This is a genomic window from Streptosporangium sp. NBC_01755 (assembly GCF_035917995.1).
In the GTDB taxonomy this organism is placed as follows: Bacteria; Actinomycetota; Actinomycetes; order Streptosporangiales; family Streptosporangiaceae; genus Streptosporangium.
Window position 1 is genome coordinate 2260955 of sequence record NZ_CP109131.1, and the last position, 11988, is coordinate 2272942.

Below are 11988 nucleotides of genomic sequence, written 5' to 3' on the forward strand. Positions count from 1 at the left end.
GTGGCGTGATGGCCAGGTTCAACGTCACGCTTCCGGTCAGGACCGCCGCCCGCCGCACGCTGCCCACCTTCGTCACCGACGTACGGCCTGCCCGGTCCGATCCGGCCGGCCGGGCCGGTCGGGCCGCCGAACTGGCGGGGCTGTCCGGCGCCCTGGTGCCCTTCGATCCCGAGGGGCAGGAGTCGCTGGTCGTGGCCGCAGGGCTGCTGCGCGACTCACGCCACCTGCGGGTGATCGCGGAGTTCCATCCGGGGATCGCCACCCCGGTCTACCTGGCCAAGCTGTCGGCCTCGCTGCAGCGCTTCTCCGCCGACCGGCTCGGCTGGTGGCTCACGGTGGACCTCAACCCGGCGGTGGCCAGGACCGAGGGGGACTTCCTCATCGGAGACAGCCGGTACGCGCGAGCCGAGGAGTTCCTCACCGTCGCCAAGGGCGTCTGGCAGGGCGACTTCGAGTACCGAGGCCGCTTCTACCAGGTGGCCGGGGGCGGCTTCGCGCCCCCGCTCTCCGGGCGGGCCTTCCCGACCGTCTACCTCGGCGGCGCCTCGCCGCGGGCACTGAAACTGTCCGCGCGCCATGCCGACGTGCACGTGTTCTCCCCCGGGGACGACCTGGAGGCGCTGACCGCGCGGCTGCCCGGCGTGGCGTACGGCCTGCGGCTGCCGGTGCTGGCGCGCGAGGACGACGAGGCGCTGGCCACGGCTCGCCGTACCGGCTTCACCGGGTTGACCGGCTCGTACGCCGCCGTCGCCGCTGCGATCGGGGAGTACGTGGAGCGGGGCGTGTCGGAGTTCTTCCTGGAGGCCGGGCCGCGACCGGAGGAGAACTACCGGCTGGGCGAGTATCTGCTGCCGCTGTTGAAGGAGAGCACCCGTGTCGGTTGACATCTACTGGCGTATCCACATGGAGGGCGACCAGCCCTCGCTGCGCCGCAGGGAGAGCAGCCGGGGCGGCTTCGCCGACCTGCCCGGCGCCCTCGCACCGGGAGTCAGGGACGGCGGCCCGGACGGCTACAGCCATGCCGACTACATGGCCGAGGTGGTCAGGGCCACCGAGGACTCCGGCTTCGTCGGCGGGCTGCTGCCGTCCTTCCCGAGCACCGACGACCCGTGGGCCGCGGCGGCCACCCTGGCCGGGGAGACCCGCTCCTACCGGTTCATGATCGCCTTCCAGCCGGGGTTCCTGCACCCGGTGCAGGCGGCCCGGATGACCGCCACCCTGCAGCGGGCCACCGGCGGGCGGGTGGTCTACAACATCATCTCCGGCGGCGGCGGACCCGCGCAGCTCTGGTGGGGCGACCGGATCGACCACGACGACCGCTACGCGCGCACCTCGGAGTTCCTCGACGTGCTCAAGGGCGTGTGGCACGGCTCCCACACCCACCACGGCCGTTTCTACCGGGTGGAGAACGCGGGCCTGCCGGAGGAGTTGGCCGGGCAGCCGTTCCCGGAGATCTTCTTCTCCGGCTCGTCCCCCGCCGCGATCGCCGCCGCCGGGCGGCACGCCGACCACTACCTGTCGTGGCTGGAGCCGTACCCCGCGCTGGCGGAGAAGTTCGACCTGGTCCGCGCGCACAGCGACACCCCGCCGAAGTTCGCGGTCCGGGTGGACGTGCTCGCCCGCGAGACCGAGGAGGAGGCGTGGGACGAGCTCCGCCGGGGCTGGGCGGCCAGGGCGCCCCGCGACTCCGATGGGGAATCCGGCTCCGACACCGGCTCCGGCTCCGACACCGGCTCCGGCTCCGGCTCCGGCGACTCGGTCGGCGTGCGGCGGAGCCGGTCCTTCCTCGCCTCGGCCGGCGGAGACCTCCGCGACCTGGAGGTCTCGCCAGGCGTCTGGGGCGGGTTCCACGAGTTGCGCAGCGGCCCCGCCTTCGGCCTGGTCGGCGACTACCACCAGGTCGCCGAACGGCTCGACGAACTGATCGGGCTCGGCGTGGACGCTCTCATCCTCGCCGGAGTCCCGCACCTGGAAGAAGCCCATCGGGTGGGCACACACGTGCTCCCCCTGCTGAAAGGACGTTCCTGATGACCACCCGAGTCGGATATTTCCCCCAGAACAGCTCGCTCTGGGTGCTGCGGCACCGAGGACTCCCCGAGGTGGACTGGGTAGACCTGCGTTCCCTCCCGACCGGCGAGCGGCCCGACCCCACCCGGGGGTTGCCCTCGCTGCACAGCGACCATCTGTTCGACGGCGGCTACGACTTCATCGGCACCGGCTCCACCCCTCCGGTGACCGCCCAGGCCAACGGGCGCGACATCGTCTACGTCGCGATCTCCGAACCTCGGGTCGAGAACGGCCGCCTGGTCGTCCTCGACGACTCGCCGATCCGGAGCCTGGCGGACCTGAAGGGCAAGAAGGTCGCCCTCGGGCACGGCTCCTGGCAGACCACCCTGCTGCTGCTCGCCCTTGCGCGGGTCGGACTTGGCTGGAGCGACATCGTCCCGGTCGACGCCTACGGCAACGCCGCCGAACTGTTCCTGTCCGGTGAGGTCGACGCGTGGGTGGGCTCCTACCCCTACCTCACCGGGGTCGAGCAGCGGGCGTCCGTCCGGGAACTGGTCGCCACCGACGGCCTGTTCAGCCACCGCTCCCTCTGGTTCACCCGCCGCGACTTCGCCCTCGAACAGCCCGAGGAGCTGGCCAGGATCGTCTCCGCGCTCCAGGAGTCCGACGACTGGATCCGGCGAAACCCCCGCGCGGCGGCGGAGCTGTTCGCCAAGGACGACGGCGGCGACCTGGACGCCTGGGAGCACGCGCTGCGCACCCGCCCGTGGGGCCTGCACCCGATCAGCGAGGAGTTCGTCGCCGAGCAGCAGCACATCGCCGACCTCTTCCACACCAACGGGCTGATCGAGAAGAGGATCACCGTCGCCGACGCGGTACTCCCCGAACTCGGCAAACTGGTCACGAGCTGACCGTCCGGCTTCCGTGCGGCCTTCCTGATCCGGCTCTGAGCATCGGGAAGGCCGCCCTGACGGCCTCAGCGCCGCCGCTCGCGACCTCCGCTGACCAGCCGCGGGATCACAAGTCCGCACCTGCCGTCAGGAGAGCAGGTCTCCGGTACGGAACTGGGCGGATGCCATGAACGCCGCCTCGATGACGGAGGAGGACCGCACGAACGCTCCTTCTGGGGCGTAGGAGGATGACATGAACCCTTTTTCGGGGACATATGGGGATGTAATTGACGCCCCTTCGTGGCCCCGAGAGGACGGAACCGGGTCCATGCAGTCGATGGCGCGGGACGCGTCGGACTGCGAGCGGGAGATCCCCCAGGCGGCCCACACCGTCTTGCCGATCCCGCCCGGCACCGGAACGACACCCCACCGGTCGGCCAGCGCCTCCACGATCGCGAGCCCCCGGCCGTGCGAGGCGTCCTCACCCAGGCTGAGCTTGCGGGGCCGTTCGGAGCCGTGATCGGTGACCCGCACGCAGACTCCCTGGGGCATGCCCCAGAGCGAGAGCCGGATCGGCTCCTCGCCGTACAGCGTGGCGTTCGCCACCAGCTCGCCGACCACCAGCACCGCGTCGTCGGCGAACTCGGGCGCCAGGCCCCAACCGGTGAGGGTCTCCCGCGTCATCCGGCGGGCCTCACCGACGGTCGCCGGGTCACGGGGAATGTCCCAGCAGACGGTCCGGAGCCCGTCGGGAGTGCCTGCGATCATCAAATCTCCTTGCCCGTGCCGGTGAAATTCCGCCTGCCCGTGGGTTTCCGTCCGCCTGTGGGATTCCTTCTGCCGGTGGAATTCCGGCACCGGCCGCACGCCGGACGGCGTCGCCGGTTTCGCCTCTTCGGTCTCGCGCATCAGCGCGCATAGCTCCTCGGCCGTACCCGCCTGCACGACCAGCGGCTCGGGGACCCATCCGGCGGCGATGGCGTAGAACCGACGCCCGCCCACCCCGTACATGACCAGCCAGCCCGCCTCGGCCCGATCCAGCCGGGCCGCGACCTCCCGCTGCTCGCGGTCCCACTGCCGTGGGCCTCGCTGATCGACGGGCTCTCCCCGCCGATGCCGCCCGCTCACGCCGCCCTCCCGGAGCTCAGCACGCCCGGGTACGACCTCCGCCTGCCGTCCGGCGGCCTGCCTCGCCCGTACGACGAGAGCGATCCGGACTCTGCGGGCCTGACGTGCCGCCCCTGACCGGGTGCCGCCTGCGTCTCTCCCGGCGGGCGCACCGAGGCCGAGGCGGACAACCGTCCCGCGAATCCCAGCCGCCACCACTCCGCCAGCCTCGCCCGGAACTGCGCGGGCGTCGGCCGCTCGTAGGCGTGCGCCTGCCGATGGGGCAGGCACCGGTCATCGTGCGCGTACGGCGAGTGCCCACACCACCGACACCCCAACGGGGCCGGCGGCCGGTCACCGCTGAAACGCATCCGGATTACCTTGATCGCTCTTGTAAAGTTGACCATGGGATCGGACCTCCAGAGTCCGGTTCAAGAGGCCGTCACGGTGTTTGCCGCACCGTGGCGGCCTCGACTCGTTTTTCGGGTCTGCCAGGGGAAGAGGGAGAACGCGTTTTGACGACTACCTGGAGCAGGCGGAGGGGCCATGGCCGACAGCAGGTAGTGCCAATTACTAAATAAAGTGCAATCTGGACATATTTGCGCAGAAATTTAGGATAATAACCCTCATTGTCACACTGGGGTCGCCGTTCAGCCCCGAACCCATTAGCATGCTGGCACAGTGACACGAGGATCACAATGCGTAGATAAAATCAAGATGAATTGTCTGATTTGTTCCACAGAACCGTCACCGGCAGTTCACAGAGGAGGCCCAAAATGACAAGCAACAGCCCCACGGTCAAACGCCGGAAACTCTCTCAAACGCTCCGACAACTCCGGAAGGAAGCCGGATTCTCGGTGACCGAGGCTGGCAGGCGGCTGGAGTGGGACGCGTCAAAGGTGTCCAGGATGGAGCGCAACGAGTGGCGACTCCCGAGCGTCCACGACATTCGCCTACTGCTCGACCTGTACGGCATCACCGACGAGGACCAGCGCGAGGCAATGATCACCCTCGCCAGGGAGTCACGTCAGCGCGGTTGGTGGGAGAAGTACCAGGACGTCTTCCGTGGCAGCCTTCCCGATTTCGAATCGGGTGCCAGTTCCATCCGCACCTGGCAGATCGTGCTGATCCCAGGACTGCTCCAGACGGAGGGATACGTAAGAGCACTATGGCGAGCCGCTCGGGTTCTCGACGAGACGCTCGTCGAGCGCCACGTCCAGGCGAGACTCACGCGTCAGGAGATCCTTTTCCGGGAGAACCCGCCAACCCTGCTGGCGCTCATCGACGAGGCCGCACTGCGCAAGTCGATCGGTGGTGCTGAGGTGATGCGTGAGCAGATCAGCCACCTCATCGAGATGGCCGCCAGGCCAAACATCATCATCCGGATCGTTCCCGACTCCGCTGGCGCGCATCCAGCCCTGGAGGGTTCGTTCGTCATTCTGGATTTCCCCAGCGACCCGAGCCTCATCTACACCGTGACCGCGACGGAAAGCCTCTGGCTTGAACAGCCATTGGAATATCAGCGATACACCATTATTTTGGACTATGTGATGGGACTGGCTCTGTCGCCAGACGAATCGGTCCAACACATGGCGAAGCTCGTGGAGCAACTCAAGGGATAGGCGAAAAAGTGGACAAGAGCCCCTCGAATCTCATCTGGCGCAAGAGCACCCTCAGCGGAACCAACAACGATGACTGCGTCGAGGTGGCCAACCTGCCCAGCGGCGGCCAGGCCGTACGAGACAGCAAGAACCCCAACGGGCCGATGCTGAACTTCACCCACACCGAGTGGCGAACGTTCATCATCAATGTGAAAAACGGCGAGTTCGACCGAAAGTGACCGGCCAGAACAGCTAGCTTCAGTAAGCGGAGACCCTCGAAGGGCGGCGAAACACAGTGGCCCAAAACACTCAGGATCTCACCTGGTACAAGAGCACTCTCAGCCTGGATCCACGGCGTGAATTCTGGTGATCATTCTTCGGTTCGATTCCTTCACCAGGACCGTTTTGCCTGACGGGGGTCTGATTTGGGGTGTGGAGAACCCGCCGTGCGCGGGTCACGGATTGTCCAGGCGTTCACGGGCTCGGGGGCGGGGTTCGTGCGCGAGGGCGCGGGTGACCGTGGAGGTCGAGGGAAGAGTGGTGGCAGGGCGGGGACGGGTCAAGCCGCGCGGATCGGTGGCAGCCGGTGGACGGCTTGGAAGAGGTTCATCCATGCGTGCCGCCAGTGCCAATACCGGGGAAGATGCAGGGTGAGGTGGCCCCGGCCGTGCCGGGCGATGCGGGCGGGCACGCCGATGAGATGGCGGCGCAGGGTGGCGCCGCGCGCCTTGGCGTGAAAGGTTCCGGCCAGGCAGCCGGCCGCGCGCAGCAGGTTGTGGCAGATCGCCGCCAAGGTCAGCCAGGCGGCGTTGGCGGTGAACACGCCCGAGGGCAGGTGCGCTAATGGCCCGTCGATCAAGTCCGCGTTGACCTGCTCGATGACCGCGTGATCACGGTGTTGTTCCTCGGCCTGCCCGAGGGCGTACGGACTGTCGGTGAAGATCGCGTGATAGCGGTAGAGCGGGAACGGTTCCTCTGGCCGGAGCCCGGTCTGCGAGTTGAGCCGTTTGACCCGGCGCACGATCAGCCGGGCGGTGATGGCCTGGCCCTTCTTCGCGGCGAACGCCGTGTAGGCGACCTCCGCGATCTCGGCGTCGGAGATCCAGCCCCCTGCTTGTTCGTCGAAGATGGCGTTGGGGTATTTGATCGCTGTCCAGGCGGTTTCGTCGATCGCCGCGATCGCGGCTTTGATCTTGGGGTCCATTTTGGCGGTGACGGAGAAGCGCACGTCGTTCGTGTGGCAGGCGTTGATCACGCCTGCGGTGTAGAACGCCGAGTCCCCGCGCATCATCAGGGTGGCGCTCGCGCCCGCTGATCGTGCCGCGCCGATCGACTCACGCACGAACCAGGCCGCGCCGCGGGCGGAGTTCGCGCTTCCGCCGCGCAGCCGGGTGCCGGTCACCACCGGGGCGGCCAGCGGTGTGGACAGTGTGGAGGCCAGCACGTTCAGTCCGCGCACCAGCACGCCCTTGCCGCCGATCTTGGTGTGGCCGAACCCCGATCCTTGCTTCTTGTAGCCGTAGGTACGTCGCTGCATCGAGTCCACATCGAGGAAGGCGAGCACGTCCGCGCCGGGCAGCAACGGCGTATGGGCGGCCAGCCGGGCCAGCAGCAGGCGGGCCACTTTCTCGATCTGCCGGACGTTGCCCCAGGCCAGGCACCGCAGGAACGATCCCAGCGTGGACGGTGCGCGGATACCGGTAAACAACGTGTCCATGCCGCCGTGGCGCAGTGCGTCCAGATCATCGATGCTGTCGGCCCCGCAGGCCATCCCGGCTACGATCGAGCCGATCTTCGCCGCCGGGTTCACGCCGTCCCGGCCGGTGGGAGTGACGTGCTCGCCCGCCAGGTCGCTCAGGCCGCACCGCTCGGCCAACCGCATCACCGGCCCCAGCCCGCCGTACGCGACTACACGCTCCTCATCGAAGATCGCATGGGTCTTGGCAGAGTCGTGGAACAATTGCACTTGAGAGGTGTCCTCTCGATCAAGGTGGCGGAAGCCTGAAGAACTCCCATCATCCCAGGTCGGAGGGCACCTCCTCTCATTTCAGGATCTTCAGTTCAGAATCGGCTCGGTGGATCCAGGCTCAGCGGGGCCAACAACGACAACTGCGTCGAGGTCGCCAACCTACCCAGCGGCGGCCGAGCCGTACGAGACAGCAAAAACCCCAACGGGCCCACGCTGAGCTTCAGTCCTGATAGATGGCGAGCGTTCATCGGCGGCGTGAAGAACGGCGAGTTCGGCCAGAGGTAGTCGGTCAGACCCTGGCGGATCTGCTGCGTGTGTCGAGACCTGTAGTCCGATCACAAGGAACGAGAAGATCGTCAGGATTCCCGCGCGGATGAAGGGCCTGCTAGTGGAGGCATGTGGTGACGGCGGAACCGACATTCGGTGACCTGTTCGGCGAGTGTCACCGTTCCGCGCTCCATCTGGAGACGCGCGATGACTACGGCACCTCCAGCCCGGGATTCGTCGCCTGGCGTGACGGTGTCCCCTTCGACCGCACCAACTTCGACGCTCCGTGGGTGGCCCTGGTCAGCGGCGCGGTCGCCCGGGGCGTGGTCGTACGACGGGCCCGGATCGTGTCGGAACCGGTGAGCGACTACATCCGCTACGAGCACTCGGCCACTCCGTACTCCAACCTCGCCGGGGGCGAACAGGTGCGCTGGCTTCCCCGGCGACTGGCCTCTGACCTGGCACTCCCCGGCAACGACTTCTGGTTGTTCGACGAACGGCTGATCCGGTTCGGCTACTTCTCCGGAAATGGCGAGCCCGCCGGTCACACGTTCTGCGATGACCCCGCCGTGATCAGGCTCTGCCTGGCGGCCTTCGGGGCCGTCTGGGGACGGGGCATCGATCACGCGGACTATCGGCCCACCTGACATACCGTCGCACGCGTCCACCTCTCCCTCGTCCAGCGCCCAGCAGGCGCGCCAGGTCATCGCCAACCGTCTCAGTGCGTGTTTGAGGTGGGTGATTGGGTTCAGTCGATAGTGTGGCGCGGCTGTCGGCGTGCGGGTCCGCCTCGGGTTATGTAGCGGGGCCTCTCCGAATCGGTGAGCGCATCGCCGAGGGGGCGACACCGCCGCTCCGGGCCGAGGACCCTTCGCGGGGGTGATCCTGAAAATGTCGGTCGGGTACGCCATGCTCGGCCGCACGTGTCCCCTACCTCTCGCCGAGGAGTCTCGTGGTTGCCACTGAAGAGGCCGGATGGTTCGGTGTCGGCTGGAAGGACTGGACGGACCTCGCGCTGGTCCGAGCCCGGCTCGACGCTGGTGCCGACCCTGACAGCGTCGTTTACTATCACGAGCGACCATTACCTGTTGCGGCCCAGTGCGGTTCACCCGAGGTGGTCGCGGAACTCGCCAGACGTGTCCGCGAGGTCGACGCGGAGAACAACGGTTGCACCGCGCTGTGGGATGCCGTCTTCGCCAACCGCCCCGACAACGCCCGCGCCCTGGTCGCGGCGGGAGCGGACCCGTGGCGGCCGATGATGGCCGGCTGGTCCCCCGGACGGCTGAGCCTGGCCACTCCCACCCCCGACCTGTTCACCCCTCGTCCCGCCGACGTCGGCCTGTCCGCCGCCGAGGCCGCCGCCGAGGCGGAAGCCCGGCGTCTGCTCGCGGCCGTGGGCAGATTCTCCCCCCACATGGGCCTGGGCCTGGCATGTGTGTCCGGTATCGACGCGGCCGAGGCGGTGCGGCGTCTGCAAGCCACACCGGTGGAATGGTCACGCAGGGCCGACGATGACAAGGAGAGCCTGCATACCGTCGGCGTGACCGACGTGCCCGGCGGATGCGTCGTCAGCCAGCCGTGGAACTACATGCCACACACCCCCGGAGTCACCAAACGCCTGTCCATGGGCACCGTCTGCTACGCCATGTACGCCAATGCGGCGAGCGGGAACCAGGGGAGCGTCACCCGCGACGGCGTCATCGAGGAGCGGGACACCCGCGACGGCGTGTCTTCCGGGGACTCGGCGGAGACGGTTCTCGCCCTCTACCTTTATAAGCGTCAAGCCGTGGCGCGCTGCTGTGCGCGCGCGGGACTGCGACTGACCGACGCCCGGGCCATCACCGGCCCACCCGACATATGGGTCAGACTTCCGGAGCGGGATTACTGGAGCTGACCGAAACACCCGTTAAGGAACGCAGCACAGGTACTGACTCGAAGATCGGTCAGGGCAGATCCGCGCTTTCTCGGCCGAGCGCGTCGATCGCTGCCGTGATCAGGCTCCGAGCCTGCCCGCCGTACACGGCCAGTCCTGCGAGTTCGGCGAACACCTGTGCGTACATCTCGATCTCCCTTGGCTGGGTGACGGTCAGCCACGCTGAGACGAGTTCCACGTTCACCTGCGACCGGTCGAAGATCCAGAAGTCTTCGACCGGTCGTATGGCGCTGCGGTCACTGGACACCGGGATGATCCCGAGGCTGACCCTGGGCAGGGAGGAGACGGTCAGCAGGTGGCCGAGCTGCCCAACCATCACCTCGGTATCACCGATCAGCGTGCGAAGTGTCGGCTCTTCTATCAAGATCGCGAAAGTGTGGTCACCCTCATGGAGGACACGCTGACGCTCCATACGGACCGCCACAGCACCCTCCACATCGTCCGGGAGACCTCGCCGGGCGGCGGTGGCCTGCAGAATGGCGCGAGTGTAGGCGCTCGTCTGGAAGATGCCGGGGATCAGCCAGGTGGAATAAGCGTGGAATCTCCGCGTCCGCTCGAACAGGGAGCGCACCGACTCCTGCGCCTGTCGCAGTCCCGCACGTTCCAGCCGCCGCCACTCCACGTACATGGAATCCACGGTCCGCGAAGCGGCGATGACTTCGGCGGCCTGGTCGCCGGCGTCGCACACTTCGCACCATGCCCTGATATCGGCGTCGGACGGCGCGGTACGCCCGTTCTCGATCCGGGAACACTTCGACTCGTGCCAACCCGCCGCCACAGCGACCGCGCGAGCGGTCAAACCCGCGTCGAGGCGAATCTCACGGAGGCGGTCGGCGAGAGCCTGCCGGGCCTGCTGGACATTGGATGACGGCGGGGTGCGCATAAGCCAGGCTACGGTCAGACGGCCCGGTATTCCGCATGCGGAATCGCCCTCTCCCAGACGGCCAGGAACGCCGACGCGCACAGTTTCACTGCCGCCGGATCGTCGCTTGTTTCCTTTCCTGCCGATTCACCGCCTCCGGTGAAGTGATTCCACATGACCGTGGTGTCGTCGAAGACCCAGAAATCATTGCCGGGCAAGGCCAGGTCCGAGGCCCGGCGTCGGGGGAGCCACCGCACGTCCTCACCCGCCGCGAGGTTCAACCCCTCGGTGATGTCGTACTCGAAACGGACATAGTCAGTGATCGGTTCGGACACGATGCGTGCCCTCCGGACCTGGACGCCCCGAGCACGAGCAGCGCCGACGAGTGCGAACCATGCCGGCCATCGGGTGGCCGGGACGATCTCCTCTCCTCTTTTCCAGGCGATGAATGCCGGATCACTGCGCATGTAGCCATCGCGCATTTCCAGGTGTACAGCCGACCTCCGCGCCGAGGCGAGCAGATCGTCAAACGTTGGTTCCATTCCTGCCGTTCACCTCCGGAAAGAACTGCATCATGCGCTTGGGTAACCGTAGAACCGTCTCGTGCCCGGGGACATCACCGACTTCCACCAGCGTGGCGGCATCGGTGATACGCCACCCCTGGATGACATAGCAGTCACCGTCATCCCAAATCGTCGGCGAATCGTTGATGGGAGACTCCGGATCTTTCCCGAGGAACCGTAGTGCCATGGCGACCTCCCAGCTTGAGGTGTGCGCGGACCTGCGCAATCGCGAGCATGACCGGAGGTTGCGGAGCGGTCAATAGCGTTCCGTGATCCAAGAAGATTTTCACCTGAACACGAAAACCTTGTTTCAGGATGAAAATATCACAGTCGGACGAAACCGGCCGCCGACTAACCGATCGCGGGAGCGATCGACGATATAACCGAAAAGCCTTCCCGCAAATTCGTGCAAGTTCATTGTTCATCCGACAGGCGGCTACCTAGCGTCGCACATGCGTGTTTCCAGCGACCCGGATCCGGGCCCAGACGCCGGATCCTATCGAAAGGGACATCATGGATAACCTCCGCAGAAAGCCATGGGGCCTGACCCGGGCGACTCCCTTCTCCGCAGCGGCGCACACCTCGGCCAGGACACACCGGGTTGAGCTTGACCCGGTCACCCAGACCGGTGTCTACAGCGACGCGGTGACCGGTCAGCCCATCGAAGCCGGTAAGCACGGCACCAACAGGGAGCAGGCCACCGCGACCGCGCCACCGACCACGGATGGTTCCGGTGGCGGTGGTGGCGGCACGGCGGACTCGCACACCGACTGGGTGTCGGATTAGGTG

General features: G+C 67.1%; 15 protein-coding genes. 9 read left to right on the plus strand and 6 right to left on the minus strand.

The annotated features are described in order from the left end of the window. Positions 1-8: 8 nt before the first annotated feature. The 3 genes from OG884_RS10285 to OG884_RS10295 are packed head-to-tail and all read left to right on the plus strand — an operon-like array spanning position 9 to position 2918. Positions 9-884 (plus strand): LLM class flavin-dependent oxidoreductase, encoded by an 876-nt coding sequence (locus tag OG884_RS10285; RefSeq protein WP_326644444.1) that lies wholly within the window; start codon positions 9-11, stop codon positions 882-884. Beyond that, positions 874-2028, plus strand: coding sequence for an LLM class flavin-dependent oxidoreductase (locus tag OG884_RS10290; protein ID WP_326644446.1), 1155 nt, complete (start codon positions 874-876; stop codon positions 2026-2028). Before OG884_RS10285 ends, OG884_RS10290 begins: the two co-directional genes overlap by 11 nt. After that, on the plus strand, positions 2028-2918 hold the full coding sequence (locus tag OG884_RS10295; RefSeq protein ID WP_326644448.1) for an aliphatic sulfonate ABC transporter substrate-binding protein: 891 nt from the start codon (positions 2028-2030) through the stop codon (positions 2916-2918). Before OG884_RS10290 ends, OG884_RS10295 begins: the two co-directional genes overlap by 1 nt. 126 nt (positions 2919-3044) lie before the next feature. Here OG884_RS10295 and OG884_RS10300 read toward each other — a convergent pair whose 3' ends face one another. Beyond that, positions 3045-4025: an ATP-binding protein gene (locus tag OG884_RS10300; RefSeq protein ID WP_326644449.1), complete on the minus strand. Its 981-nt coding sequence runs from the start codon at positions 4023-4025 to the stop codon at positions 3045-3047. Further along, positions 4022-4375 carry a hypothetical protein gene (locus tag OG884_RS10305; protein ID WP_326644451.1) on the minus strand — a complete coding sequence of 118 codons (354 nt, stop codon included), beginning with the start codon at positions 4373-4375 and terminating at the stop codon, positions 4022-4024. The genes OG884_RS10300 and OG884_RS10305 overlap by 4 nt, the downstream gene beginning before the upstream one ends. A gap of 405 nt (positions 4376-4780) precedes the next feature. Between OG884_RS10305 and OG884_RS10310 the strand changes: the two genes are divergently transcribed. Together OG884_RS10310 and OG884_RS10315 are read left to right on the plus strand one after the other, a co-directional pair. Next, the gene (locus OG884_RS10310) at positions 4781-5626 is read left to right on the plus strand and encodes a helix-turn-helix domain-containing protein (RefSeq protein WP_326644453.1); all 846 of its coding nucleotides are present in this window, start codon (positions 4781-4783) and stop codon (positions 5624-5626) included. A gap of 8 nt (positions 5627-5634) precedes the next feature. Next, positions 5635-5844 (plus strand): DUF397 domain-containing protein, encoded by a 210-nt coding sequence (locus OG884_RS10315; protein ID WP_326644455.1) that lies wholly within the window; start codon positions 5635-5637, stop codon positions 5842-5844. Positions 5845-6164: 320 nt separating this feature from the next. Here OG884_RS10315 and OG884_RS10320 read toward each other — a convergent pair whose 3' ends face one another. Continuing rightward, positions 6165-7571: an IS1380 family transposase gene (locus OG884_RS10320; RefSeq protein ID WP_326635019.1), complete on the minus strand. Its 1407-nt coding sequence runs from the start codon at positions 7569-7571 to the stop codon at positions 6165-6167. A gap of 78 nt (positions 7572-7649) precedes the next feature. Between OG884_RS10320 and OG884_RS10325 the strand changes: the two genes are divergently transcribed. From OG884_RS10325 to OG884_RS10335, 3 genes are all read left to right on the plus strand, one after another. Further along, positions 7650-7859, plus strand: a complete 210-nt coding sequence (locus OG884_RS10325; RefSeq protein WP_326646892.1) for a DUF397 domain-containing protein — start codon at positions 7650-7652, stop codon at positions 7857-7859. Positions 7860-7975: 116 nt separating this feature from the next. Next, the gene (locus tag OG884_RS10330; RefSeq protein ID WP_326644457.1) at positions 7976-8488 is read left to right on the plus strand and encodes a DUF6879 family protein; all 513 of its coding nucleotides are present in this window, start codon (positions 7976-7978) and stop codon (positions 8486-8488) included. Positions 8489-8793: 305 nt separating this feature from the next. Next, entirely contained in the window at positions 8794-9735 is a 942-nt protein-coding gene (locus tag OG884_RS10335; RefSeq protein WP_326644459.1) for an ankyrin repeat domain-containing protein, read from the plus strand. A 49-nt stretch (positions 9736-9784) separates the two neighbouring features. Here OG884_RS10335 and OG884_RS10340 read toward each other — a convergent pair whose 3' ends face one another. Genes OG884_RS10340 through OG884_RS10350 form a run of 3 tightly spaced genes read right to left on the minus strand, consistent with a single transcriptional unit; the run spans position 9785 to position 11386 of the window. Further along, positions 9785-10657 carry a helix-turn-helix domain-containing protein gene (locus OG884_RS10340; protein ID WP_326644461.1) on the minus strand — a complete coding sequence of 291 codons (873 nt, stop codon included), beginning with the start codon at positions 10655-10657 and terminating at the stop codon, positions 9785-9787. Positions 10658-10671: 14 nt separating this feature from the next. Then, a complete protein-coding gene (locus tag OG884_RS10345) occupies positions 10672-11178 on the minus strand; it encodes a DUF6879 family protein (RefSeq protein WP_326644463.1) in 507 nt (168 codons plus the stop codon). After that, complete coding sequence (locus OG884_RS10350; RefSeq protein WP_326644465.1) at positions 11162-11386, minus strand: hypothetical protein; 225 nt, start codon at positions 11384-11386, stop codon at positions 11162-11164. The genes OG884_RS10345 and OG884_RS10350 overlap by 17 nt, the downstream gene beginning before the upstream one ends. Before the next feature lie 326 nt (positions 11387-11712). Between OG884_RS10350 and tgmA the strand changes: the two genes are divergently transcribed. After that, the gene (gene tgmA / locus OG884_RS10355; RefSeq protein WP_326644467.1) at positions 11713-11985 is read left to right on the plus strand and encodes a putative ATP-grasp-modified RiPP; all 273 of its coding nucleotides are present in this window, start codon (positions 11713-11715) and stop codon (positions 11983-11985) included. Positions 11986-11988: the final 3 nt, after the last annotated feature.